This is a genomic window from Mycobacterium sp. TY815 (genome assembly GCF_030755135.1).
GTDB lineage: Bacteria > Actinomycetota > Actinomycetes > Mycobacteriales > Mycobacteriaceae > Mycobacterium.
Map to the genome: position 1 here is coordinate 561,327 of NZ_JAUFRX010000003.1, position 23,758 is coordinate 585,084.

At 65.1% G+C, this 23,758-nt stretch carries 24 protein-coding genes; 12 read left to right on the forward strand and 12 right to left on the reverse strand.

The window, feature by feature from the left end; genetic code table 11:
• Positions 1-5: 5 nt before the first annotated feature.
• Positions 6-851: an endonuclease domain-containing protein gene (locus tag QXK92_RS28450; RefSeq protein ID WP_306247398.1), complete on the forward strand. Its 846-nt coding sequence runs from the start codon at positions 6-8 to the stop codon at positions 849-851.
• A 53-nt stretch (positions 852-904) separates the two neighbouring features.
• On the opposite strand, the gene QXK92_RS28455 is transcribed toward QXK92_RS28450, so the two are convergent.
• Positions 905-1,765 carry a MaoC/PaaZ C-terminal domain-containing protein gene (locus QXK92_RS28455; RefSeq protein ID WP_306247400.1) on the reverse strand — a complete coding sequence of 287 codons (861 nt, stop codon included), beginning with the start codon at positions 1,763-1,765 and terminating at the stop codon, positions 905-907.
• 1 nt (position 1,766) lies between these two features.
• Positions 1,767-3,449 carry a 3-oxosteroid 1-dehydrogenase gene (gene kstD, locus QXK92_RS28460; RefSeq protein ID WP_306247402.1) on the reverse strand — a complete coding sequence of 561 codons (1,683 nt, stop codon included), beginning with the start codon at positions 3,447-3,449 and terminating at the stop codon, positions 1,767-1,769.
• A 72-nt stretch (positions 3,450-3,521) separates the two neighbouring features.
• Here kstD and QXK92_RS28465 point away from each other — a divergent pair, with 72 nt between their 5' ends.
• From QXK92_RS28465 to QXK92_RS28495, 7 genes are all read left to right on the forward strand, one after another.
• Positions 3,522-4,307: a 2-keto-4-pentenoate hydratase gene (locus QXK92_RS28465; protein ID WP_306247404.1), complete on the forward strand. Its 786-nt coding sequence runs from the start codon at positions 3,522-3,524 to the stop codon at positions 4,305-4,307.
• A gap of 121 nt (positions 4,308-4,428) precedes the next feature.
• The gene (locus tag QXK92_RS28470) at positions 4,429-5,343 is read left to right on the forward strand and encodes an acetaldehyde dehydrogenase (acetylating) (protein ID WP_306247405.1); all 915 of its coding nucleotides are present in this window, start codon (positions 4,429-4,431) and stop codon (positions 5,341-5,343) included.
• Positions 5,340-6,383 (forward strand): 4-hydroxy-2-oxovalerate aldolase, encoded by a 1,044-nt coding sequence (gene dmpG, locus QXK92_RS28475; RefSeq protein ID WP_306247407.1) that lies wholly within the window; start codon positions 5,340-5,342, stop codon positions 6,381-6,383. Before QXK92_RS28470 ends, dmpG begins: the two co-directional genes overlap by 4 nt.
• A 126-nt stretch (positions 6,384-6,509) precedes the next feature.
• On the forward strand, positions 6,510-6,812 hold the full coding sequence (locus QXK92_RS28480) for a hypothetical protein (protein WP_306247409.1): 303 nt from the start codon (positions 6,510-6,512) through the stop codon (positions 6,810-6,812).
• Between the two features lie 91 nt (positions 6,813-6,903).
• Positions 6,904-8,031, forward strand: a complete 1,128-nt coding sequence (locus tag QXK92_RS28485) for a hypothetical protein (RefSeq protein WP_306247411.1) — start codon at positions 6,904-6,906, stop codon at positions 8,029-8,031.
• Positions 8,028-8,810 (forward strand): SDR family oxidoreductase, encoded by a 783-nt coding sequence (locus QXK92_RS28490; RefSeq protein WP_306247414.1) that lies wholly within the window; start codon positions 8,028-8,030, stop codon positions 8,808-8,810. Before QXK92_RS28485 ends, QXK92_RS28490 begins: the two co-directional genes overlap by 4 nt.
• Positions 8,810-9,955, forward strand: coding sequence for a sulfotransferase (locus tag QXK92_RS28495; protein ID WP_306247416.1), 1,146 nt, complete (start codon positions 8,810-8,812; stop codon positions 9,953-9,955). The genes QXK92_RS28490 and QXK92_RS28495 overlap by 1 nt, the downstream gene beginning before the upstream one ends.
• 87 nt (positions 9,956-10,042) lie before the next feature.
• Here the strand turns inward: QXK92_RS28495 and QXK92_RS28500 are convergent, their stop codons facing one another.
• Entirely contained in the window at positions 10,043-10,483 is a 441-nt protein-coding gene (locus QXK92_RS28500; protein ID WP_306247418.1) for a hypothetical protein, read from the reverse strand.
• Between the two features lie 5 nt (positions 10,484-10,488).
• Positions 10,489-11,688 carry a Rieske 2Fe-2S domain-containing protein gene (locus tag QXK92_RS28505; RefSeq protein WP_306247420.1) on the reverse strand — a complete coding sequence of 400 codons (1,200 nt, stop codon included), beginning with the start codon at positions 11,686-11,688 and terminating at the stop codon, positions 10,489-10,491.
• A 123-nt stretch (positions 11,689-11,811) separates the two neighbouring features.
• On the opposite strand from QXK92_RS28505, the gene QXK92_RS28510 reads away from it, so the two are divergent.
• On the forward strand, positions 11,812-12,345 hold the full coding sequence (locus QXK92_RS28510) for a gamma carbonic anhydrase family protein (protein WP_306247422.1): 534 nt from the start codon (positions 11,812-11,814) through the stop codon (positions 12,343-12,345).
• A 104-nt stretch (positions 12,346-12,449) separates the two neighbouring features.
• Here QXK92_RS28510 and QXK92_RS28515 read toward each other — a convergent pair whose 3' ends face one another.
• From QXK92_RS28515 to QXK92_RS28535, 5 genes are read right to left on the reverse strand one after another with little or no spacing between them, the layout of a single operon-like run.
• A complete protein-coding gene (locus tag QXK92_RS28515) occupies positions 12,450-12,854 on the reverse strand; it encodes a nuclear transport factor 2 family protein (protein WP_306247424.1) in 405 nt (134 codons plus the stop codon).
• Positions 12,851-13,732: a TIGR03619 family F420-dependent LLM class oxidoreductase gene (locus QXK92_RS28520; protein WP_306247426.1), complete on the reverse strand. Its 882-nt coding sequence runs from the start codon at positions 13,730-13,732 to the stop codon at positions 12,851-12,853. Before QXK92_RS28520 ends, QXK92_RS28515 begins: the two co-directional genes overlap by 4 nt.
• Positions 13,729-14,922 carry a thiolase domain-containing protein gene (locus QXK92_RS28525; protein WP_306247428.1) on the reverse strand — a complete coding sequence of 398 codons (1,194 nt, stop codon included), beginning with the start codon at positions 14,920-14,922 and terminating at the stop codon, positions 13,729-13,731. Before QXK92_RS28525 ends, QXK92_RS28520 begins: the two co-directional genes overlap by 4 nt.
• Entirely contained in the window at positions 14,922-15,983 is a 1,062-nt protein-coding gene (locus QXK92_RS28530) for a thiolase domain-containing protein (RefSeq protein WP_306247430.1), read from the reverse strand. Before QXK92_RS28530 ends, QXK92_RS28525 begins: the two co-directional genes overlap by 1 nt.
• Positions 15,984-15,998: 15 nt before the next feature.
• Positions 15,999-16,997 carry a Zn-ribbon domain-containing OB-fold protein gene (locus tag QXK92_RS28535; protein ID WP_306247433.1) on the reverse strand — a complete coding sequence of 333 codons (999 nt, stop codon included), beginning with the start codon at positions 16,995-16,997 and terminating at the stop codon, positions 15,999-16,001.
• 70 nt (positions 16,998-17,067) lie between these two features.
• Between QXK92_RS28535 and QXK92_RS28540 the strand changes: the two genes are divergently transcribed.
• Positions 17,068-18,099 (forward strand): LLM class F420-dependent oxidoreductase, encoded by a 1,032-nt coding sequence (locus QXK92_RS28540; protein WP_306247435.1) that lies wholly within the window; start codon positions 17,068-17,070, stop codon positions 18,097-18,099.
• Between the two features lie 57 nt (positions 18,100-18,156).
• Here the strand turns inward: QXK92_RS28540 and QXK92_RS28545 are convergent, their stop codons facing one another.
• Positions 18,157-18,867 (reverse strand): acetoacetate decarboxylase family protein, encoded by a 711-nt coding sequence (locus tag QXK92_RS28545; RefSeq protein ID WP_306247437.1) that lies wholly within the window; start codon positions 18,865-18,867, stop codon positions 18,157-18,159.
• A gap of 45 nt (positions 18,868-18,912) precedes the next feature.
• On the opposite strand from QXK92_RS28545, the gene QXK92_RS28550 reads away from it, so the two are divergent.
• Complete coding sequence (locus QXK92_RS28550; protein ID WP_306247438.1) at positions 18,913-20,133, forward strand: cytochrome P450; 1,221 nt, start codon at positions 18,913-18,915, stop codon at positions 20,131-20,133.
• Here QXK92_RS28550 and QXK92_RS28555 read toward each other — a convergent pair.
• Together QXK92_RS28555 and QXK92_RS28560 are read right to left on the reverse strand one after the other, a co-directional pair.
• A complete protein-coding gene (locus QXK92_RS28555; RefSeq protein ID WP_306247440.1) occupies positions 20,105-20,971 on the reverse strand; it encodes a hypothetical protein in 867 nt (288 codons plus the stop codon). The genes QXK92_RS28550 and QXK92_RS28555 overlap by 29 nt on opposite strands.
• Positions 20,972-21,228: 257 nt before the next feature.
• Positions 21,229-22,038, reverse strand: coding sequence for a crotonase/enoyl-CoA hydratase family protein (locus tag QXK92_RS28560; RefSeq protein WP_055582018.1), 810 nt, complete (start codon positions 22,036-22,038; stop codon positions 21,229-21,231).
• A gap of 64 nt (positions 22,039-22,102) precedes the next feature.
• Here QXK92_RS28560 and QXK92_RS28565 point away from each other — a divergent pair, with 64 nt between their 5' ends.
• Positions 22,103-23,743 carry an acyl-CoA synthetase gene (locus QXK92_RS28565; protein ID WP_306247441.1) on the forward strand — a complete coding sequence of 547 codons (1,641 nt, stop codon included), beginning with the start codon at positions 22,103-22,105 and terminating at the stop codon, positions 23,741-23,743.
• Positions 23,744-23,758: the final 15 nt, after the last annotated feature.

A 23,758-nucleotide genomic window follows, 5' to 3' on the forward strand; every position in this document is an offset into this window, starting at 1 on the left:
CCACCGTGCGTGAGCCGTTCATTGGTAGCGAGGCCCTCGCTACGGGAGTCCTGACCAAGTCTGAACTGTCTACCCGCTATCGCCGCCTGTTTCCAGACGTCTATGTGGGGCGGAATGCGGCGGTTACCGCCTCGTCACGAGCCGAGGCCGGGTGGCTGTGGACGGGTCGCTGTGGAGTACTCGCGGGATACTCGGCGGCGGTGCTGCACGGCAGCCGATGGGTCGACGATGGTCAGGCAGTGGAATTGCTGCACGGTAATCGTCGGTGCCCACCCGGGATCCGTGTGCACCGCGACCGCATAGATGAAGACGAGATCCAGCTTATCGACGGCATGGTTGTCACCTCCCCGGTAAGGACTGCCTTGGATCTCGGCTGCTGGTATCCAACGACGAGAGCGGTAGCGGCCATTGACGCGCTGGCTCGGGCGACCGACATCAAGGCGGCGGACGTAGAGCTGTTGTCGCGTCGATACAGTGGACGACGAGGCATCGTGCGTGCGCGTCGGGCAATCGACTTGTTCGATGCCGGTGCGCAATCTCCGAAGGAGTCCTGGCTGCGGGTGCTGCTTGTGCAAGCCGGCTTTTCCAGGCCCCAGACCCAAATTCCGGTGAGCGACGAGTTTGGCGACGTTTTTGCGTATCTCGACATGGGCTGGCCCGACTTGAAAGTCGCAGTTGAGTACGACGGTGAGCAGCACAGAACCGATCAGCGGCAGTACAAATGGGACAGCCGGCGGCGGGAAATGCTCGAGCGTCTTGGCTGGACTGTGATTCGAGTGCTGGCCGGCGACAAGTCCGCCGACATTATCAGTCGTGTTCGCTCAGCATTGGGGAGCCGAATGTGCTGCTAGCCGCACACCGGAGGCCGAACGCGCGGCTGGCCGCACACTCGGCGGAATGGGGTTTAGGCGGGCACCAACTCCACGCCGCTGAGCACGACGGCGTTGTCGCGCGCAGGCGCGATAACGCCGGCCAGGAAACGGCCGTCTTCCTTCCAGACGTTGACCTGCAACGTCTCGCCCGGATACGCCACGCCCGCGAAGCGGGCGCCATAGGCCGCGACGGCTGAGGTGTCGCCGTCGAGCAGGGCGTCGGTGATGGCCTTGCACGTCATGCCGTAGGTGCACAGGCCGTGCAGGATCGGCTGCGGAAAGCCTGCGGCAGCAGCGAATTCAGGGTCGGAGTGCAGCGGGTTGCGGTCGCCGCAGAGCCGGTACAGCAGCGCCTGCTGCGGCAGAATCGGCATCGCCAGCTCGAGATCCGGCGCGCGGTCGGGTGCGGCGTCCGAACCCGACGGCCCACGTTCACCCCCGAAGCCACCTTCGCCGCGAGCGAAGATGGACCGCCGCTGCGTCCACAACACGGTGCCGTCCGGCGCCGTTGCCGTGGTCTCACTCCAGATCACCGCGGCCTTGCCCTTGTCCCAGATGTCGGTGAACCGGGTGACCGACGTCGCCGAGCCCGAAGGTGGCAGCGGCGCAGGCACTTCCACCCGCTCCGAGGCGTGCAGTACCTTACTCAACTCGATGTCGATACCGGGGAACTGCACGGTGGGCGGCTTGGTCATGTGGAAGGTCGCGGCGACGTTACCGAAGGTGGGCAGCACCTGCGGCGTGTCGTCGACCAGGTAGCGCAGTTCGCGCGGGTCCATGGGGTCGGCGCCGGCACCCAGGCCGAGGTGGTAGAGCTGGATGTCGGTACTCGTCCAGGAGAACTCGATGGGATCCAGTTCCGCGGCGAGCGCGACTTCGACGTCGATCGGCATGTCAGCGCTCTCCTGCGATGTGTAGTGCCGCCAGGTATCCGAACGTCATGGCCGGCCCGATGGTTCCGCCGGGGCCGGGGTAGGTGTGTCCCATTACCGGAGCGCTGACATTGCCTGCGGCGTAAAGCCCTTCGATGATGCTGCCGTCGTCGCGCAGGGCGCGTCCGTGGACATCGGTGCGGATGCCGCCCTTGGTGCCCAGGTCGCCCGGCACCATCTTGGCGGCGTAGTAGGGCGCGTGGGTGATCTCGCCGAGGTTCGGATTCGGCTTGTTGGTCGGGTCGCCGTAGTACTTGTCGTAGGCGCTTTCCCCGCGATGGAAGTCCTCGTCGACGCCGGAGCGCGCGAATCCGTTGAAACGCGCCACGGTCTTGCTGAGTTCGTCGACCGGTAGCCCGGCTTTACCGGCCAGCTCTTCCAGCGTGTCGGCCTGAATAATCACGCCGGACTCCATCCACTTACGCGGAATCCGTTGTCCGGGCTGCAATCCGGCAAAGATGTAGCGGTCCCGGTACTGCTGGTCGAACACCAGCCAGGCAGGAATGTTCTCGCCGGGCCCCGGGCCCTGGCCGTACTGGCCGCCGTACATGTGATGGCATGCCTCGACGTAGGGCATCGATTCGTTCATGAACCGCTTGCCGGACATATTGACGATGATCGAACCAGGCGAATTACGCTCCGACAGCGCGAACCACGGGGCGTCCACCAGCGGCACCGTCGGCCCCCACCAGGCGTCTTCCATCAAATCCAATGCAGCACCCAGTTTTTCGCCTGCAACGATGCCGTCGCCGGTGTTGGCTTTGGCGCCCACCGTCCACTCGGTGGTGATCGGGGCACGCTGGTACTTCACCCGCATCTGCTCGTTGTGCTCGAAACCGCCCGAGGCCAGGATGACGCCGCGCCGGGCCCGGATCAACCGTGGCTCCGCAGACTCCGGAGCTCCCGCGTCACGCACGTAGACGCCCCGTACCACGCCGTTCTCGACGTAGAGGTCGGTGAGCGCGGTGTTGAGCACGACCGGAACTCCGGCCCGCTGCAACCCGATTCGCAGCGGCGCGATCAACGCCCGGCCCATGCCGACCAGATTCTTGCCGGTTGCCTTGGCCCACATCGTGCGTCCGCCGATCTTCAAGCTGCGCAGCACGCCGCGCGGGTGCCGCTTGAGCATGTTGAGTCGCACGTAGTCCTGTTGCATGACAACCACATTGAGCGGGACCTTGCCGTAGGCGGGTTCGAGACCGGCCTCGTCGGGACCCAGCTTGCGCGCGTTGAACGGCTTGGGCTCGATGGACCGGCCGTCGGCCCGTCCGCCCGGCGCCTCCGGGTAGTAGTCGGAATAGCGCGGCACCCAGCACATCTTCAGCGGCGTGTGCTTGAGCACGAAGGAGAGCATCTCGGGCCCGCGCTCGAGGTAGGTGTCGATGCGTTCGGGCTCCACGACGTCGCCGACGATGCCGTGCAGATAGGTGCGGGCGGCCTCGGTGGTGTCCTTCACCTTGTCGCGCCGCAGAACCTCGTTGTTCGGGATCCACACGCCGCCGCCCGAGCGGGCGGTCGAGCCGCCATAGTGCGGCGCCTTCTCGATGACTACTGTCGAGAGGCCGCGGTGCGCGGCGGTGAGGGCAGCCACCATACCGGCGCCGCCGCTACCCACCACGACGACGTCGTACTCCTGTGCTGTCATGTAGAACACGTTATAGAATTGCCCGGGCTGGGCGCTACTGGCCCGGTCAAGCGGACGAAGGAACTTCGGTAAATGCTCACTGATGCGACCCGGGAAGCGCTAGCTGCCGACTTGGCCCAGGCCGAACGGACCCGCGAGGGAATCGCCCCGATTTCGCCCGCGTACCCCGACATCGACGTCATCGACGCCTACGAGATTCAGTTGCTCAACATCCGCCGGCGGATCGCCGACGGTGCCCGGGTGGTGGGGCACAAGGTGGGTCTGTCGTCGCCGGTGATGCAACAGATGATGGGCGTCAACGAGCCCGACTACGGCCATCTGCTGGATGACATGCAGGTGTTCGAGGATGTCCCGGTGCCTACGTCCCGGTATCTGCTGCCGCGGGTGGAGGTCGAGGTGGGCTTCATCCTGTCGGGTGACCTGCCTGGTGCGGAGTGCACCGAAGAGGACGTGTTGGCCGCCACCGAGGCGCTGGTGCCGTCGATCGAGCTCATCGACACCCGGATCAAGGACTGGCAGATCAAGATCTGCGACACCATCGCCGACAACGCCTCCTCGGCGGGCTTCGTGTTGGGACAGGCCCGGGTATCGCCGGGCGACGTCGACGTGAAGGCGATCGACGCGAAGTTGACCCGCAACGGGGAGCTGATTGCCGAGGGCCGCAGCGACGCGGTGCTGGGCAACCCGGTCACCGCCGTTGCCTGGCTGTCCCGCAAGGTGGAAAGTTTTGGTGTGCGGCTGAAGAAAGGTGACATCGTTCTACCTGGATCGTGCACCTTTGCCGTCGACGCGCGGGCCGGCGACGAGTTCGTCGCGGACTTCGCGGGCCTCGGTACCGTTCGGCTTTCCTTCGAATAGGAGGAGCGATCGCGAGCGCGGCGTAGCCGGGCGAAGCGGGTCGCGACCAAACAGAATAGGAGCGATCGCGAGCGCGGCGTAGCCGGGCGAAGCGGGTCGCGACCATGGGGTTAGGAGCAATATGCCGGCTAAGGCGAGTGTGGCCATTGTCGGATCGGGCAACATCAGCACCGATCTGCTGTACAAGCTGCTGCGATCCGACTGGCTGGAGCCCCGCTGGATGGTGGGTATCGACCCCGAGAGCGAAGGCTTGGCACGGGCCCGCAAGCTGGGGCTGGAGACCAGCCACAAGGGGGCGGACTGGCTGCTGGAACAGGACGAGAAGCCCGATTTGGTGTTCGAGGCGACCAGCGCCTACGTGCACAAGGCGGCGGCGCCCAAGTATGAGGCGGCCGGCATCCGCGCCATCGACCTGACCCCGGCCGCGGTCGGCCCGGCGGTGATTCCGCCGGCGAACCTGCGCGCACACTTGGACGCCCCGAACGTCAACATGATCACCTGCGGCGGGCAGGCGACCATTCCGATCGTCTATGCCGTGTCCCGAGTCGTGGATGTGCCCTACGCCGAGATCGTGGCGTCGGTGGCGTCGGTGTCCGCGGGGCCGGGCACCCGGGCCAACATCGACGAGTTCACCAAGACGACCTCGCGCGGCGTCCAGACCATTGGTGGTGCGGCCCGCGGCAAGGCGATCATCATCCTCAACCCGGCCGACCCGCCGATGATCATGCGCGACACCATCTTCTGCGCGATTCCCGAGGACGCCGACCGCGACGCGATCGCGAAGTCCATTCACGACGTGGTGGCCGAGGTGCAGACCTATGTGCCGGGATACCGGTTGCTCAATGAGCCGCAATTCGACGAACCGTCGGTGGTCAACGGCGGCAACCACGTGGTGACCACGTTCGTGGAGGTCGAGGGCGCCGGCGACTACCTGCCGCCGTATGCCGGCAACCTGGACATCATGACCGCGGCCGCGACCAAGGTCGGCGAGGAGATCGCCAAAGAGACGCTGGCTGTGACGGGAGGCGCACGATGAGCGGCCACATTTTCGAGGGCGCATGGGACGTCCGGATCACCGACACCTCGCTGCGCGATGGGTCGCACCACAAGCGGCACCAGTTCACCAAGGACGAAGTGCGCTCCATCGTGACGGCGCTCGACGCCGCCGGGGTGCCGGTAATTGAGGTGACGCACGGCGACGGCCTCGGGGGCTCGTCGTTCAACTACGGCTTCTCCAAGACCCCCGAGCAGGAACTGATCAAGCTCGCCGCCGAGACCGCCCAGGAAGCCAAGATCGCCTTCCTGATGTTGCCCGGTGTCGGCACCAAAGAAGACATCAAAGAGGCGCAGGACAACGGTGGTTCGATCTGCCGCATCGCCACCCACTGCACCGAGGCCGACGTCTCCATCCAGCACTTCGGGCTGGCCCGCGAACTCGGGCTGGAAACCGTCGGGTTCCTGATGATGGCGCACACCATCCCGCCGGAGAAGTTGGCCGCACAGGCCCGCATCATGGCCGACGCCGGCTGCCAATGCGTCTACGTCGTCGACTCGGCCGGGGCCCTGGTGCTCGACGGTGTGGCCGACCGGGTGTCGGCGCTGGTCGCCGAACTCGGCGAGGACGCGCAGGTGGGCTTCCACGGACATGAGAACCTCGGACTCGGGGTGGCCAACTCGGTCGAGGCGGTGCGCGCCGGCGCCAAGCAGATCGACGGCAGCGTGCGCCGGTTCGGTGCCGGTGCGGGCAACGCGCCGGTAGAGGCGCTGATCGGGGTGTTCGACAAGATCGGCGTCAAGACCGGAATCGACTTCTTCGACATTGCCGACGCCGCCGAGGACGTGGTGCGCCCGGCCATGCCGGCCGAATGCCTGTTGGACCGCAACGCGCTGATCATGGGCTACTCCGGGGTGTACTCTTCGTTCCTCAAGCACGCCGTGCGTCAGGGCGAGCGCTACGGCGTCCCGGCACATGAGTTGTTGCACCGGGCGGGTCAGCGCAAGCTGATCGGCGGCCAGGAGGACCAGCTGATCGACATCGCGCTGGAGATCAAGCGCGAGCAGGAGGCGAACGCCTAAAGCGCCTGGTTGGAGCGTCAGCAGCGGCCGCTCATCGTGGCCGTGGTGCATTTTTGCCGCGGTTTTTGTCACCTGCGCGCGAGTACCCTCGACTGCAGAACCCGTGCCGCGTGAAGGAGCATTCCGATGTTGACCCTGCCTTCGAGGATTTCCAGGATGCTGGCTGGTGGACTGCTGAGTGCCGCCGGTGCCGCGCTGATCGTGATGCCTGTGGCCGCCGCCGACCCTGGCCAGCAGTGCAACACCACCTTCGGCCAAACGGCGTCCGAACAGGTACAGGGCTACCTGAACAAGCACCCCGACGTGAAGGCGGAGATCACCGCGCGTTCGCAGGCGTCTGGGTCGGGCACCAATCTGGTCGACTACCTCAATCGGCACCCGGACGTACGTCAGGCGCTGATCACACTGGCCAACGAGTGCACGTCCTGAGGTGATCGGGCTTCGTCGGTGAGCGTTATGCGCGACACGCGCAAATGTTCGCGGTTGACTCAAAATAGGAACACGTTCTAGCGTCAGTTACGTGTTTTCTGACGCGCTCACCGAAGCGATCGCGGAAGCCGAGAAGCTTGTGGCTGCCGCCCCGCACATCGAGACCGAAGCCGACCTCCTCGAAGGACTGCAGTATCTGGCCGGCTGTGTGACCGGCTGCATGCATCTGGCCTTCGACTACGAACGCGACCATCCCTTCCTGCAGTCCGGAACCGGCCCGTTCACCAAGATGGGCTTGGACAATCCGGACACCCTCTACTTCGGCACCCGCGTCCACGCTGACCACGACTACGTGGTGCGTGGGGTGCGCGGTACCACCACCGACCTGAGCTTTCAGTTGCTAGGTGGTGAATACACCGACGACAACGTGCCCGCCAGCCAGGCCGCGTTCGACGACCGCGAACTCGACATCGCTGCCGACGGCACCTTCGAGTGGCGGTTGCGGCCGACCAGCCCGGGACAACTCGTGATGCGCGAGGTCTACGGTGACTGGTCGGCCACCCGGGGCACGCTGACCATCGAACGGGTGGACACCGCGGGCACCGCGCCACCGCCGCTGACCCGCGAGCTGATCGAAAAGCGTTATGCCACAGCGGGTAAACAGCTGGTCAACCGGGTCAAGACGTGGCTGCAGTTTCCGCAGTGGTTCTACCTCAAGATCCCGGTCAACACCATGGTGCCGCCGCGACTGACTCCCGGCGGTCTGGCGACCCAGTACTCGTCGGTTGGCCACTTCGACCTGCAACCGGAACAAGCGCTGGTGATCACGGTGCCTGTGAGTGACGCCCCGTATCTGGGCTTCCAGCTGGGCAGCATGTGGTACATCTCGCTGGACTACATCAACCACCAGACTTCGCTGAACAACACTCAGGCGCAGGCTGATCCGGACGGCAAGGTCCGCATCGTCGTCAGCGAACAGAATCCCGGAGTGACCAATTGGGTTGAGACGCTGGGCCATCGGCGCGGGTTCCTGCAGTTCCGGTGGCAGCGGGTGTCCCGGGAGCTGACTGAGGCCGACGGCCCGACCGTCGAGCTGGTCGACGTCGACGCGGTGCCGGCTTCGCTGCCTTATTTCGAGCACAACAAGATTTCCGAGGACGACTGGCGGACGCGGATCGCGCTGCGCCAGTTGCAGATTGCGGCAAGGATGCTGGGATGACCGACATGCTCGACGGCAAGGTGGTAGTGATCAGTGGCGTCGGCCCGGGCCTGGGCACGACGCTGGCGCGCCGATGTGCCCTCGAAGGGGCCGACCTGGTGCTGGCAGCGCGCAGCGCGGACCGGTTGGACGACGTCGCCAAGCAGGTCGTCGATCTGGGTCGCAAGGCGGTCGCGGTGCCCACCGACATCACCGACGACGCCCAGGTGAGCAACCTGGTGGAGGCGTCCCTGCAGGCGTACGGCAAGGTCGACGTGCTGGTCAACAATGCGTTCCGGGTGCCGTCGATGAAGCCGTTGGCGGGCACGACATTTCAGCACATCCGCGACGCCATCGAGCTCAGTGCGCTGGGGGCCTTGCGGCTCATCCAGGGATTCACGCCCGCGCTGGCCGCGTCGAATGGTTCCGTCGTCAACGTCAACTCAATGGTGATCCGGCACTCCCAGGCCAAGTACGGGGCCTACAAGATGGCCAAGTCGGCACTGCTGTCGATGTCGCAGTCGCTGGCGACCGAACTCGGCGAGCAAGGTATTCGCGTCAATTCCGTGGCACCGGGCTATATCTGGGGCGACACGCTGCAGGGTTACTTCAACCACCAGGCCGGTAAGTACGGCACCACCGCCGAGCAGATCTACCAGGCCACCGCTGCGAACTCGGATCTGAAGCGGCTACCCACCGAGGACGAGGTGGCCTCGGCGATTCTGTTCATGGCCAGCGACCTGTCCAGCGGCATCACCGGACAGACGCTGGACGTCAATTGCGGGGAGTACCACAACTAATGGCCGAGCGAACTGACGTCGGAACCGTCGACGACCTGCACGCGTCGGCGACCAAAATGACCGGTCTGGACGACTTCGGCACTGACGACGACAACTACCGCGAAGCGCTGAGCGTGCTGCTGGACGCCTACAAGCGCGAAGCGGGCCTGACGGCGTTGGGCAGCAAGATGAATCGGGTATTCCTGCGCGCCGCGCTGGTGGCCCGGCTGCTGTCGGAGTCGGCATGGAAGCAGTACCCGGCCTATGCGGACGTGGCCATCAAGCAGCCGATTTTCGTGACGGGACTGCCGCGCACCGGCACGACGGTGCTGCACCGGCTGCTGGGCGCCGATCCGGCGCACCAAGGACTGCATCTGTGGCTGGCCGAGTTCCCGCAGCCCCGCCCGCCCCGGGACACCTGGGACTCGAACCCCTGGTACAGCCAGCTGAATGAGCAGTTCAACAAACACCACCAGGAGAACCCGGAGTACACCGGGCTGCACTTCATGGCTGCCTACGAGCTGGAGGAATGCTGGCAGCTGCTGCGCCAGTCGCTGCATTCGGTGTCCTACGAGACGTTGGCCCACGTACCGAGCTACGCACAGTGGCTTGCGCAACAGGACTGGACCCCGTCCTACCAACGGCACCGCCGCAATCTCCAGCTCATCGGAATGAATGACGCCGACAAGCGTTGGGTGCTCAAGAATCCCAGCCATCTGTTCGCGCTGGACGCGTTGATGGCGACCTATCCTGACGCTTTGGTGATCCAGACCCACCGGCCGGTGGAGACGATCATGGCGTCAATGTGCTCGTTGGCGCAGCACACCGTTGAAGGCTGGTCGACGTCGTTCACCGGCGCCCAGATCGGCGCCGACTCGATGGAAACCTGGTCGCGGGGGCTGGAGCGCTTCAATACCGTTCGCGCGTCGCACAATCCGGCTCAGTTCTGCGATGTGGACTACCGTGATCTGATCGCCGACCCGTTGGGCACGGTCGCCTCGGTATACCGCCATTTCGGTCTGACACTGACCGACGAGGCGCGAAAGGCGATGGAGGACAGTCACGCCGAGAGTCAGACCGGTGCGCGTGCGCCCAAGCACAAGTACTCGCTGGCCGATTATGGGCTGACCGCCGAGCAAGTCAAGGAGCGGTTCGCCGGGCTGTGATCGGCGCTGCCTGTCGCTGCTACTCGGGCAGCGCGGCACTCGACTTCGGCTGTTGGCCAGTGTCGTTGCCCGGCCCCGTAGCGACAACTACTCCGCAGCCTCCAGGATCCCTTCGGCCACCGCATGTTCGATGCTGTCGGAGAGCCGGGGGCAGGAACGGGTGCGTGCAGTGTTCCCACCGCAGGCCCGCACCTCGGCGAAGTGCGCACACCGCTGCGACGCCTCGGTATTCCATTGCACCGCAGTGTGACCCGGACCCAACCAGCGCACCGATACGGTGACGTGACAGAAGCGGCAGTCCACCGGGCGTAGCCCGCCAGTGAGATAGCGCTCCCGGTCCGCGCGGCTGGCCTCGGCCACCGCCGCGGCCCGCTGCGGATCGTCGGCGAAATCCCGTGACTTCGACCACGAACCGGACCCTCCGTTGGAGCCGTGCGGCTCGTCGTGATCATGGTGATCACCGTGCAGCATCAACATCGACCGGGCGAGCCTATCGACGTCGGGAACCGCCGGCTGATCGTCGGACATTTCGGTCAGTGTTGTTCGGCCGGCACTTCGTCGGCAACCGCTTCGTCGGAAACCGCTTCGTCGGAAACCGCTTCGGCCTCTTTGGCTTTCAGGTTCTCGGCGACTTCCGCGTTCCAGAACTCGTTGGCCCGGGCGGTGTCGACCTCCATCTCGAAGCGCTCCACCATCTCCGGGGTGACATCGGCGACGTCGACGTAGAACTGCTGATACCAGCGACGCATCTGGTAGACGGCGCCGTCCTCTTCGACCAGCAGCGGATTGTCGATGCGGGTCTTGTGCTTCCAGATCTCGACGTCCTGCAGGAAGCCCTTGCTCACACCCTCGGTGAAGACTCGGGACAGTTTGTCGCTCATCTTTTCGTCCATGCCCTTGGGCTTTTCGACGATGACGCCCCACTGCAGGACGAAGGAGTCCTGAGTCACCGGGTAGTGGCAGTTGATCAGGATCGACTCGGACTTAAAGCCGCTGTAGCTGTTGTGCAGCCAGTTGATCATGAAGGACGGGCCGAAATAGGAGGCCTCCGAGTCCAATTCCGCCTCGCCGTACGAGGTGCCGAGATCGTTGACGTCGGGGCGTCCCACGTTGTGCAGGTACTGCGACGCGATGTGGCCCTCGAAGACGTTCTTGAAGTACGTCGGCAGGCCGAAGTGGATGTAGAAGAAGTGCGCCATGTCGGTGACGTTGTCGATGATGTCCCGGCAGTTGGATCCCTCAATGAGGATCCGGTTCCAGCGCCAATTGGTCCAGTCGTCGCTGTGGGCTTCCGGAATCTCGGGGATCCGGACCGCAGGGTCCGGCGGATTGCCCTCGTGGTCGTGCCAGACGAACAACAGGCCGCCGCGAACGTCCGTCGTCCACGCCCGGGTGCGCGCCGTCTTGGGGGTGCGCTTGGCGTAGGGCACCAGCTTGCAGCGGCCGTCGCCGCCCCACCGCCAGTCGTGGAAGGGGCAGGCGACCTCGTCGCCCTTGATGGTGCCTTCGGACAGGTCGCCGCCCATGTGCCGGCAGTAGCCGTCCAGGATCTTGATGTCGCCCGTGGAGTCGGCGAAGACGACCAACTTGGTGCCGAACGCCTGAACCGAGTGCGGCTTGCCGTCACGGAAGTCTTCGGCCACGCCCAGGCAGTGCCATCCTCGGGCATATCTGGTCGGCAACGCGCCGGCATCGATCTCCCGGACACCGACTCCACTTGTGTCGGTACTCACCTGTCACCTCCAGATCACGGGTACTAACTAGAACACGTTACAGTTTTGGGGCGGGGAAGCGCAACGACGGCGAGTCTGGCTGAGTTTGCTGGGGGCGTATGCGCATTGCGGTATATGTAACTGATGCCGCTGTTCTCTTTCGAAGGCCGCTCGCCGAAGGTCGATCCCACCGCGTTCGTGGCGCCGACCGCGACCCTGATCGGTGACGTCACCGTCGAGGCGGGGGCGTCCGTCTGGTACAACGCCGTGCTGCGCGGCGACTACGCGCCCGTAGTGATCCGTGAGGGCGCGAACGTGCAGGACGGGTCGGTTCTGCACGCACCGCCGGGCATCCCCGTCGACGTCGGTCCCGGGGCCACCGTGGCGCATCTGTGCGTGATCCACGGCGCGCACATCGGCTCCGAGGCGTTGATCGCGAACCATGCGACGGTGCTCGACGGCGCGGTGATCGGCGCGCGCTGCATGGTGGCGGCCGGTGCTGTGGTGGTGGGTGGAACCCAGATTCCGCCCGGCATGCTGGTGACCGGCGCGCCCGCGAAAGTGAAGGGGCCGATCGAGGGCACCGGCGCCGAGATGTGGGTCAACGTCAACCCGCAGGCTTATCGGGACCTGGCGCAGCGGCATATCGCCGGGGTGGAGCCGATCGAGCCGGCCTAGCTTTGGCCGAATGAGCCGGCCTAGCCCTGGCCGAATGTGCGGCCAGCTGCACGCTCGTGGCCGAATGTGCGGCCAGGTTCACACTCGGCGGGGGGAGACTGGCTTCACACTCGGCGGGTGGCGGCGGCGGCCCGGTCCATCTCCCAGTACGCGCGTAGTGCCACCATCTGGCCTTCGTCGTTGGCCTTGTACGTGAAAACGCCTTCGGCCGTGGTCTGGTAGTCGCCCGTGGTGATCAGAATGTGCCCGACGTTGGCTTCCTCGTTGCCGCACTGGTAGGTGTCGCGGAAGAAGAACTCGATCTTCGTGGTGGGCGCGATTGCCTTGTCCCAGAACGCGGATATCGCCTCAAGGCCGCGGTGGCCCTTGCCTTCCGGGTCGAAAGCCGATGGGCCGATGGGGTCTTCGACAATGGCGTCATCGGCGAAGACGGCCAGCCAGGCGTCTTTGTCGCGAGCGGCGACCGCCTCGCGGGATCGCCGGCCCGCCTCGTGCGCCGGATTGGTCACTTGTCCTGCCAGCCGGAATGAATGTAGGTGTCGGCGAACCGCTTCATCGAGTCCTGCTTCTTGTCCAGCGGCGGATCGAAGGCCAGGCCGTCGAACACCCACGGAATGGTGATGTAGTCGGTCACCCCGATCTCGGCCAGCTCCCGATGGCCGTCCACGCCGGACTTGTCCATACAGACGGCCTGGTACTCGAAAGGATCGTCCGCGCGGCCGTTTTCGGCGAGCAGTGCCTTGAGCTTCTTGATGGTCTCGTCCAGTTCGGCGTGCGTCATCATCGCGCTGGTCCACCCGTCGCTGACCCGGGCGGCGCGCTTGAGGGCGACGTCGGTGTGGCCGCCGACATAGAACGGCACCGGCTCGCTGGGCGCGGGACTCATCTGCAGGCGGTCGAAATCGTAGAACTCGCCGTGGAATTCGACCATCCCGCCGGCCAGTACCAGCTTGATCACTTCGATCATCTCGTCGACGCGTTTGCCGCGACGCGCATACGGCACCCCGCACCACTCGAATTCCTCTGGTGCCCAGCCGATTCCCACACCGAAGCCGAAGCGGTTGTTGGTCAGGTTGGCCACCGAGCCGACCTGACGGGCCAGCAGCAGCGGGTTGCGCGAACCCAGCTTCATCACGTTGGTGTAGAACCGCAGCTTCGAGGTAACCGCGCCCATCGTGCCCGCCAAGATCAGCGGATCGACCCAGGGGGCGTTCTCGTCGAACATCCGCTTGCCGTCGGCGGTGTAGGGATAGTCGACGGACTGCTGCTCGAAGTAGAAGATCGAATCCGGTAACGCGATGGAGTCGAACCCGACTTCCTCTGCCGTCTTGGCGAGCTCGGTCATCTGCTCGATCGGGCTGAACGCGATACTGAGCGTGTACTTCATATCGAAGCTTCCTCCGGTTTGTCGCTGCCGACTACCCACATGGAGTAATACTGCGAACCGCCGCCATAGGCGTGGCCCAACGCCTTACGGGCATTGGGCACCTGATGGTCACCGCCCTTGCCCATAACCTGAATGGCAGCCTCGGCGAAGCGGATCAGGCCGGAGGCGCCGATCGGGTTGGAGGACAGCACGCCGCCGGACGGATTGACCGGGATTCGTCCGCCGATAGCGGTCTCGCCCGCCTCGGTGAGTTTCCAGCCCTCGCCCTCGGGGGCAAAACCGAGGCTCTCCAACCACATCGGCTCGAACCAGGAGAACGGCACGTAGATCTCCGCGGCGTCGATCTCGTCGATCGGGCTGGTGATGCCGGCGGCCTTCCACAGCGCGGCGGCCGCGTCACGGCTGGCCTGCGGGCTGACCTGGTCACGGCCGGAGAACTGCAGCGGCTCGGTGCGCAACGCGGTGGCGTGAATCCACGCGACGGGACGGCCCTCAGCCACCTTGGCATCGGCCGTTTCCTCGTCACCGATGACGACGGCGGCGGCACCGTCCGAGGACGGGCACGTCTCGTCGTACCGGATCGGGTCCCACAGCATCGGGGACTCCATCACCTTCTCCACGGTGATGTCGGGCTGGTGCAGGTGGGCCAGCGGGTTGCGCACCCCGTTGAGCCGGTCCTTGACCGCGACCATGGCACCGATGTTGAGCGGCGCGCCCGACCGGCGGATGTAGGACCGGACGTGCGGGGCGAAATACCCACCGGCGCCCGCACCCACGGGCTTGATGAACGGAATCGGGATCGAAAGTGCCCACATGGCATTGGATTCCGACTGCTTCTCCCAGGCCATCGCCAGCACCCGCCGGTACTTGCCGGACTGGACCAGACTGGCCGCCACCACGCCGGTGGAGCCACCCACTGAACCCGCGGTGTGCACCCGGATGAGTGGCTTGCCCGTCGCGCCGACTGCGTCGGCCATGAACAACTCGGGCATCATGACGCCCTCGAAGAAGTCGGGTGCCTTGCCGACGACGACGGCGTCGATGTCGTCGAAGGTGCAGCCCGAATCTTCCAGCGCCCGGTCGATGGCCTCGCGAACCATGCCGTTCATCGACACGTCTTTGCGCTTCGCCACATACTTGGTCTGCCCGGTACCGAGTACCGCGGCGAGGTGCGCTCCTGCGCCGGCCATCAGTTCTGTCCTTCCATGACCGCGACCAGATTCTGTTGCAGCGCAGGCCCGCTGGTGGCGTGCGCGAGCACCCGCTGTGCCGATCCGTTCCAGATGTGTTGTGCCGCCAGGCCGATACGCTCCAGTCCGGCGACGAACATCGGGTTGGCCGCGAGCGCACCGCCGGACGGATTGACCTTCGTCTTGTCGGTCAACCCGATCGCCTCAGCCAGGATCAAGTGCTGGTGGGTGAACGGCGCGTGTATCTCGGCGACGTCGATGGCGGTGTCGCCGTTGGTGGCGGCCTTTGCCGACGCCGCGGTGGACGGCGAGGTGGTGAGGTCGCGCGCACCCAGCACCGGCGTCTCGATAAGGTGCTCGATTCCCGTGATCCAGGCCGGGTTTTCGCGGAGTTCCCGGGCTCTGTCATCGGCGGCCAGCACGATCGCGGCGGCGCCGTCGGTGATCGGAGCGATGTCGTGGCGGCGCAACGGGTCGTTGAAGAACGGGCGGGCCAGCAGTTCGTCGATGCTCTTGGCCGGCTTCTCGGAGTCGTTGCGCTCGGACTGCGCGAACGAATCGAGCGCGACCTGAGCCATCTGCTCGGGTGTCCACTTGCCGGAGTCCAGCCCGATCCGGGCCTGCAACCCGGCCATCGACACCGAGTCGGGCCACAGCGGCGCAACGGTGTAGGGGTCGGTCTGGCGGGTCAGGACCTGGCGCAGAATGCCCGCCGAGGATTTTCCGAAGCCGTACACCAGCGCGGTTTCGACCTCGCCGGTGAGGATCTTGATGTAGGCCTCGAAAAGAGCCCAGGCGGCATCCATTTCGACGTGTGACTCGTTGATCGGCGGCACCGCGCCGATCGAGTCGATCGCCGAGATAAACGAAAACGCACGCCCGGCAAGGTAATCGGAGGAGCCCGAGCACCAGAAGCCGATGTCGGACTTGTTGATGCCGAGGTCCTGGTAAAGCTGTGCGAAGCACGGCATCAACATCTCGACGCCGTTGGTGGTGCCGTCGGTACGGCGAACATGCGGCGCGTGGGCGAAGCCGACCACCGCGACATTGCGATCACTCATGTGTAGCTGTGCCCTTTACAGGTGGTGCTTGTAGGTGTCGTACTCGGCGTCCGGTTCGCCGGTGGGCCGGAAGAATTCGATGTTGTCGATCCCGAATCCCCACTCCTCGCGGGGTTTCCATACGGCCTCGACCCGCATCCCCATGCGTACCTCGTGCGCGTCCACGTCGGCGACCAAGTGCAGGAACGGAATATCGGCACCGTCGAGCAACACGTAGGCCGCGACGTAGGGCGGCTTGATGCGCTGGCCCTGGAAGGGGATGTTGATGATGGCGAACGTCGTCACCGTGCCCTTGTCCGGCAGCTCGACGAACTCGGTGGTCGGCAGGCCGGTGGCCGGGTCGGCGCCGTGCGGCGGGAAGTAGACCTTTCCGGCCTCACCTGTCCTGGCGCCCAACAGCTTTCCTTCGGCTATCGCCCGCAGGTAGGCGCTCTCCTCGTGGGATGCGGTGTGCTGGATGGTCAGCGAGACCGGCGTGATGATCATGCTGACCGGGTCCAGTCCGGCCTGGGGTTCCGGCACGTCCTCGGCCTGGTCGCCGGGTGCGAAGTAGGCGATGTCGGTGATGGCGCCGACGGTCTCGTCGGCCCAGTGCACGTGCACCCGGTCGCCGGTCTTGATGCCCGAAGGACCGGCGGCTCCGACATCCACGGCGTGGATCAGCGGAGTATCGGCACCGTCGAGCTTGATCAGCGCCCAGGCGAACGGCCGGTCCAGCGGTTCACCGCCGATCGGCGCGGGTTGCCAGGTCCAGGAAACGACGGTGCCGACGCTTTCCACCGGTACCATTTCGCCCAGCGGTTCGTAGGTAACCGGGTCATATTCCGGCGGCGGCACATGTACCCGGCCATCGGAACCGCGTACTCCCAGAACGCGGCGCTCACGCAGTGCAGTGAAAAACTTGCCCAGCGTGGGACCCACCGAACGGGTGTAGTCGAAGGACAACGTCAACGGGGCAGAGAGGGGCGGCTCAGGGTGATCGATCAGGGCCGGGCCGCTTGAGCTGGCTGTCACGCATTCGAGTAGAACAGGTTCTAAGAATGGTTTCAACTAGGCCCTTTGGAAGGCCTTGGGAAGGCGACGCATGAAGCTCGGATTGCAACTGGGTTATTGGGGCGCTCAGCCGCCGGAGAACCACGCGGAGCTCGTCGCGGCCGCCGAGGAGGCCGGTTTCGACGCCGTGTTCACCGCCGAGGCATGGGGCTCCGACGCCTACACGCCGCTGGCGTGGTGGGGCCGGGAGACGCAGCGCGTGCGGCTGGGCACTTCGGTGGTGCAGCTGTCCGCGCGCACCCCGACCGCCTGCGCGATGGCGGCGTTGACGTTGGACCACCTGTCGGGCGGCCGGCACATCCTCGGCCTGGGCGTGTCCGGCCCGCAGGTGGTCGAGGGCTGGTACGGGGCACGCTTCCCCAGGCCACTGGCGCGTACCCGCGAATACATCGACATCGTGCGCCAGGTGTGGGCCCGGGAGAAGCCGGTGACCAGCGATGGGCCGCACTACCCGTTGCCGTTGACCGGCGAGGGGACAACGGGTTTGGGTAAGCCGCTGAAGCCCATCACCCACCCGCTGCGCGCCGACATCCCGATCATGCTGGGCGCGGAAGGGCCGAAGAACGTAGCGCTGGCCGCCGAGATCTGCGACGGCTGGTTGCCAATCTTCTATTCGCCGCGGATGGCCGACACCTACAACGAGTGGCTGGACGAGGGATTCGCCCGGCCCGGCGCCCGCCGCAGGCGGGAGGACTTCGAGGTCTGCGCGACCGCACAGGTGGTGGTGACCGAGGACCGTGCCGGGACGTTCGAGGCGGTCAAGCCGTACCTGGCGCTCTACATGGGCGGCATGGGCGCCGAAGACACTAACTTCCACGCCGACGTCTACCGCCGGATGGGATATTCCGAGGTGGTCGACGATGTCACCAAGCTGTTCCGGTCAGGCCGCAAGGATGAGGCGGCGAAGGTGATCCCGGACGAGCTGGTCGACGACGCCATGATCGTCGGGGATCTGGACTACGTGCGTAAGCAGATCGTGGCCTGGGAGGCATCCGGCGTCACCATGATGGTGGTCGGTGCTCGCAGCGTTGAGCAGGTGCGCGACCTCGCCGCGCTGACCTGAGGCCGGTGCTTGCGGCCTCGCTAGAACACGTTCTAGATTGGCCGGATGGAGATGGTGTCAGACGGCGCGTGCGTCGCCGAACGACATCTCCACGTTGGTGACCGACTGCGTCATCAGCGCCCGCTTGGGCAGTCCCAGCGTCGCCAGTTCCTTGGCGTAGGGGTGCTCGCCGAGACGGATCCTGGCACCACCGAGCCGGGTCCGCACACCCGTGGTCTGCATGGTCGAGGTGGTCTCGCGGGTCACGCCGTCCAGGCAGGAGTAGGTCGTCAATGTCTGGGGTTTGGGCGCCGGATGCGGCAGTCCGCGGCTGAACTCGATGCCAGCTATCAACTGACCGTCGGCGCTGACGTCGAACTCGAACTTGCGTCCCTCCCGAACGTTGAAGTCCGCCATGATCTTTGGGTATCCCCAGATGGTGCGGCCGGCCTCGAGGGTGAACTCCTGGTCGACCGGCAGTTGGTGGATGAAGGTGGCCGCGCCGGCCATGGCGCGGATGCCTTTGTCGTGGGTGCCTGGCCTGTTGACCATGAACGCGGTGCCGTACTCGTGGTATTTGCCGAGATCGCCGTCGATGTAGCGGACCAGCAGTTGCAGCAGAATGGCCCGGCCGGGCAGGTATTGGAAGACTTCGAGGCCGCTGTAGTCGATGAGGCGCTGGGCTGCGTCGGCGTCGACGGAGAACATCGCGGAATGCTGATCGGCTTTGCGAATGACGACCGGCATGGTGAGAACCGTTCCGGCGATGGTGTGTTGCGAGACAGGCATGGGGCTTACTGTAATGGCCTCGAGGCAGAAAACTGGAGGCTGTAGATGACGTCAACGATTCCGGACACGATCTTGAACATCGATCTGGCGGACGGCAACTTCTATGCCGACGGGGTTGCGGCGCGGGAGGCGTACCGCTGGATGCGGGCCAACCAGCCGGTGTTCCGGGACCGCAACGGATTGGCAGGTGCGACAACGTATCAGGCGATCCTTGACGCCGAGCGCAACCCGGAGCTGTTCTCCAGCACCGGGGGCATCCGTCCCGACCAGCCGGGTATGCCCTACATGATCGACATGGACGACCCAGCGCACCTGGTGCGTCGCAAGCTCGTCAACGCGGGCTTCACCCGCAAGCGGGTCAAGGACAAAGAGGCGTCGATCGCGGAGCTGTGCGACACCCTGATCGACTCGGTGTGTGAGCGGGGGGAGTGCGACTTCGTCCGCGACATCGCCGCGCCGTTGCCGATGGCGGTGATCGGCGACATGCTCGGCGTGCTGCCTTCAGAGCGGGGCATGTTGCTCAAATGGTCGGATGATCTGGTGTGCGGGCTGTCGTCGCACATCGACCCGACCTCGGCGGAGTTCCAGACGGTCATGGAGGCATTCGCCGGCTATACGGCCTTCACCATGGACCTGATCGGCAAGCGCCGTGCGGAGCCCACCGACGACCTCTATTCGATCCTGATCAATGCCGAGGTCGAGGGTCAGCGGATGTCGGACGAAGAGATCGTCATGGAGACCTTGCTGATCCTGATCGGCGGGGACGAAACCACCCGGCATACGTTGAGTGGCGGGACCGAGCAGCTGGTGCGGCATCAGGATCAGTTCGCGGATCTGGTGGCCGACCCTTCGTTGCTGCCGGGTGCCATCGAGGAGATGCTGCGTTGGACGTCGCCGGTGAAGAACATGTGCCGGACTTTGACCGCAGACACGGACTTTCACGGCACCTCGTTGAGGGCGGGGGAGAAGATCATGCTCTTGTTCGAGGCAGCGAACTTCGACGAGTCGGTCTTCGATCAGCCGGAGAAGTTCGATATCCGTCGTAATCCGAACAGCCACTTGGCTTTTGGCTTCGGCACCCACTTCTGCATGGGTAACCAGCTGGCCCGTCTGGAGTTGTCGTTGATGACGTCGCGGGTGTTGCAGCGGTTGCCTGATCTGCGCTTGGCCGACGAGTCCGCGTTGCCGTTGCGGCCGGCGAACTTCGTGTCCGGCCTGGAGTCGATGCCGGTGGTGTTCACGCCGAGCGCGCCGGTGTTGGGGTAGACGCGCGGGTCGACCACGCGACGGCAAGCCGGCCCAGAATGCCTCCCGCGGTGTCCTGGCTGGTGACTCTGAGGACGATCCAGTCAAGATCGGTCGTCATCGTTTCGTAGCGCGCGATGTCTTTGGCGAACTGCCCTGGCCTCCGATGATGCTCGCCCTCGTATTCGAGCGCGACTCTTATTGTCTCCCAGCCCATGTCGACAATGCCGACGAGTTCTTGGTATCGGCCGTAGATTGGGATCTGCGTCTGCGGGCGCGGATAGCCGGCCTGGATGACCAGCAGCCGCAGCCAGGTCTCTTTCGGGGACTGTGCGCCCGGGTCGACGAGGGCCAGGGCTTTTCGGGCTCGGCGGATGTTGCGGTGGCCTCGGTAGTGCGCGAGAAGAGGCTCTACGTCAGCGGTTTGGAGCTTCGTGACACGTGCGAGTGCGTCGATCGCCGCGACCGCTTTGTTGAGTGGATAGTGGCAGGCGAGATCGAAGGCCGTGCGAGTGGGGGTGGTCGCAAGTACGCCCGCGACCACCTGCGTTTCCTCCGGCGCAACCCGGTCCGACCAAATCACAATGTCTTTCGGGGGGTGCCGATTCTCGTACTGGAGCTCCGCAGGCTTCCGGTGATCGACCCATTTGGCTTTGTGTAACGCGGCCGCGGACTGTCCGGCCACGATCCCGCGCCCTTTCGACCACAGCCAAGCGGCGTAGGCGCGCTGTATCGCGGTCAGTTCGGTGCCTTTTGCGATATAGACGTCCGGATGGATTGCTTGGTAGCGGCTGCGCAGCTGGTATGGCGTCAGAATGCCCTTTGCGATGGCTTCGCTGCCGATGAATGGTCCCGTCACGGCTCCGCACTCTGTCGTAAGGGTCCGACAGCCCCGCCGAACGTGAACTGGCTGCGAAAAATGCACGTAATTTTCGCAGTATGTTCACGCTCGGCGAGGAGGGGGAGTCGGGGCGCGAGGGGGCGCGGGGCGCGAGGGGGCGCGGGCGCGAGGAGGGGGCGCTGGGGGCGAGGGGGCGCTGGGCGCGAGGCGCGGGGCGCGAGGCGCGAGGGGGCGACGCTGAGCGCGCGAGGGGCCACGCCCGGCGCGAAAATGGGTCAGCGGTTTTTGAACTCGGGCTTGCGTTTCTCGGCGAACGCCCGCGGCCCTTCCTTCGCGTCGTCGGACAGGAAGACCTGGATGCCGATCTGAGTATCGATCTTGAACGCCTCGTTCTCGTGCATACCTTCGGTCTCGCGGATGGTCCGCAGGATCGCCTGCACAGCGAGAGGGCCGTTGTTCTCGATGATTTCGGCGAGTTCGAGCGCCTTGGTCAAGGCCTGACCGTCGGGGACGACGTGCCCGATCAAGCCCATCTCGAGGGCCTCGGTAGCGGTGATGTGCCGTCCGGTCAGCAGTAGGTCGCATGCGACGGTGTAGGGGATCTGCCGGACCAACCGGACGGCCGAACCGCCCATCGGGTACAGGCTCCATTTGGCCTCGGAGATGCCGAACTTGGCGCTCTCGCCGGCCACCCGGATATCGGTGCCTTGCAGAATCTCGGTGCCGCCGGCGATCGCCGGTCCCTCCACCGCCGCAATCAACGGCTTGGTGAGCCGGCGACCTTTGAGCAGGGCGTCGATGCGTGACGGGTCGTAGCTGCCGTCCTTGAAGGAGTCACCCGGCGGCTTCTGCGTTGCGGTCTTGAGGTCCATGCCCGCACAAAAGTAGCCACCGGCACCGGTCAGGATGCAGCAGCGGATGTCGGGATCGTTGTCCACGCGGTCCCACGCCTCCACCATGATCTGCATCATTTCAGTGCTCAGAGCGTTGCGGCGGTGCGGCCGGTTCATCGTCACGATGAGGGTGTGACCGCGCTGCTCGACCAGCGCGTCCGGCCCGGATTCGTTTGCTGGCTGCTCCGCCACGGCTACCGCCTCTTCTTCGACATGGGGTGTGAGCTTGTCAAGAAATGTAACACGTTCTAATTTGGTGGCCGTGGCTCTGAATATTGCTGACCTTGCCGAGCACGCCATAGACGCTGTGCCGGATCGTGTTGCTCTCATCTGTGGTGACGAGCAGTTGACCTACGCCCAACTGGAAGAGAAGGCCAACCGCCTCGGGCATTACCTGATCGACCAAGGTGTGCGCGAGGGCGACAAGGTCGGCCTCTACTGCCGCAACCGCATCGAGATCGTGATCGCGATGCTGGGCATCATCAAGGCGGGGGCCATCCTGGTCAACGTCAACTTCCGCTATGTCGAGGGCGAACTGCGCTATCTCTTCGACAATTCCGACATGGTGGCGCTGGTGCACGAGCGCCAGTACTCCGACCGGGTCGCCAACGTGCTGCCGGACACCCCGAACGTCAAGACGGTGCTGGTGGTCGAGGACGGCAGCGATCTGGACTACCAGCGCTACGGGGGCGTCGAGTTCTACTCCGCGATCGCTGACAGTTCGCCCGAGCGCGACTTCGGCGAGCGCACCGCCGACGCCATCTACCTCCTCTACACGGGCGGCACCACCGGCTTCCCGAAAGGCGTGATGTGGCGCCACGAAGACATCTACCGCGTGCTACTCGGCGGAACCGATTTCGCCACTGGGGAATTCGTCAAGGACGAGTACGACCTCGCCAAGGCCGCCGCGGCGAATCCGCCCATGGTTCGGTACCCGATTCCACCGATGATCCATGGGGCCACCCAATCGGCCACCTGGATGTCGATCTTCGGAGGCCAAACCACGGTGCTGGCACCGGAATTCAACGCCGACGAGGTATGGCGCACGATTCACAAGCACAAGGTGAACCTGCTGTTCTTCACCGGTGACGCGATGGCGCGGCCGCTACTGGATGCGCTGGAGAAGAACAACGACTACGACTTGTCGTCGCTGTTCCTGCTGGCCAGCACTGCGGCGCTGTTCTCGCCGAGCATCAAGGAGAAACTCCTTGAGCTGCTGCCCAATCGCGTCATCACCGACTCGATCGGCTCGTCGGAGACCGGGTTCGGTGGCACCAGCATCGTCGCCAAGGACGCGCCGCACAGCGGTGGCCCGCGGGTCACCATCGATCACCGCACCGTCGTGCTCGACGACGAAGGCAACGAGGTGAAGCCGGGTTCGGGTGTGCGCGGGTTCATTGCGAAGAAAGGCAACATCCCCGTCGGTTACTACAAGGACGAGAAGAAGACTGCCGAGACGTTCAAGACCATCAACGGTGTGCGCTATGCGATTCCGGGCGACTACGCGTTGGTCGAAGAGGACGGCACCGTAACGATGCTGGGCCGTGGGTCGGTGTCGATCAACAGCGGCGGCGAGAAGATCTACCCTGAAGAGGTCGAGGCTGCGTTGAAGGGTCACCCCGACGTGTTCGACGCACTGGTGGTGGGGGTGCCGGACCCGCGCTACGGCCAGCACGTCGCGGCAGTGGTGCAGGCCCGGGAAGGGGCGCGCCCGTCGCTGGCCGAGCTGGACAGCTTCGTTCGCTCTGAGATCGCGGGATACAAAGTGCCACGCAGTCTTTGGTTCGTCGACGAGGTGAAACGGTCACCGGCCGGCAAGCCCGACTATCGGTGGGCCAAGGAGCAGACTGAGGCACGGCCGGCCGACGATGTGCACGCCGCGCACGCGACTGCCTGACGCATAACGTTTTTC

Coding starts and splice junctions, on each gene's coding strand:
- QXK92_RS28495 (WP_306247416.1), top strand. CDS start 8,810: ATGGCCGAGCGAACTGACGTCGGAACCGTCGACGACCTGCACGCGTCG.
- QXK92_RS28520 (WP_306247426.1), bottom strand. CDS start 13,732: ATGAAGTACACGCTCAGTATCGCGTTCAGCCCGATCGAGCAGATGACC.
- kstD (WP_306247402.1), bottom strand. CDS start 3,449: ATGACAGCACAGGAGTACGACGTCGTCGTGGTGGGTAGCGGCGGCGCC.
- QXK92_RS28490 (WP_306247414.1), top strand. CDS start 8,028: ATGACCGACATGCTCGACGGCAAGGTGGTAGTGATCAGTGGCGTCGGC.
- QXK92_RS28470 (WP_306247405.1), top strand. CDS start 4,429: ATGCCGGCTAAGGCGAGTGTGGCCATTGTCGGATCGGGCAACATCAGC.
- QXK92_RS28550 (WP_306247438.1), top strand. CDS start 18,913: ATGACGTCAACGATTCCGGACACGATCTTGAACATCGATCTGGCGGAC.
- QXK92_RS28500 (WP_306247418.1), bottom strand. CDS start 10,483: ATGTCCGACGATCAGCCGGCGGTTCCCGACGTCGATAGGCTCGCCCGG.
- QXK92_RS28465 (WP_306247404.1), top strand. CDS start 3,522: ATGCTCACTGATGCGACCCGGGAAGCGCTAGCTGCCGACTTGGCCCAG.
- QXK92_RS28480 (WP_306247409.1), top strand. CDS start 6,510: ATGTTGACCCTGCCTTCGAGGATTTCCAGGATGCTGGCTGGTGGACTG.
- QXK92_RS28510 (WP_306247422.1), top strand. CDS start 11,812: ATGCCGCTGTTCTCTTTCGAAGGCCGCTCGCCGAAGGTCGATCCCACC.
- QXK92_RS28455 (WP_306247400.1), bottom strand. CDS start 1,765: ATGCCGATCGACGTCGAAGTCGCGCTCGCCGCGGAACTGGATCCCATC.
- dmpG (WP_306247407.1), top strand. CDS start 5,340: ATGAGCGGCCACATTTTCGAGGGCGCATGGGACGTCCGGATCACCGAC.
- QXK92_RS28525 (WP_306247428.1), bottom strand. CDS start 14,922: ATGGCCGGCGCAGGAGCGCACCTCGCCGCGGTACTCGGTACCGGGCAG.
- QXK92_RS28530 (WP_306247430.1), bottom strand. CDS start 15,983: ATGAGTGATCGCAATGTCGCGGTGGTCGGCTTCGCCCACGCGCCGCAT.
- QXK92_RS28540 (WP_306247435.1), top strand. CDS start 17,068: ATGAAGCTCGGATTGCAACTGGGTTATTGGGGCGCTCAGCCGCCGGAG.
- QXK92_RS28545 (WP_306247437.1), bottom strand. CDS start 18,867: ATGCCTGTCTCGCAACACACCATCGCCGGAACGGTTCTCACCATGCCG.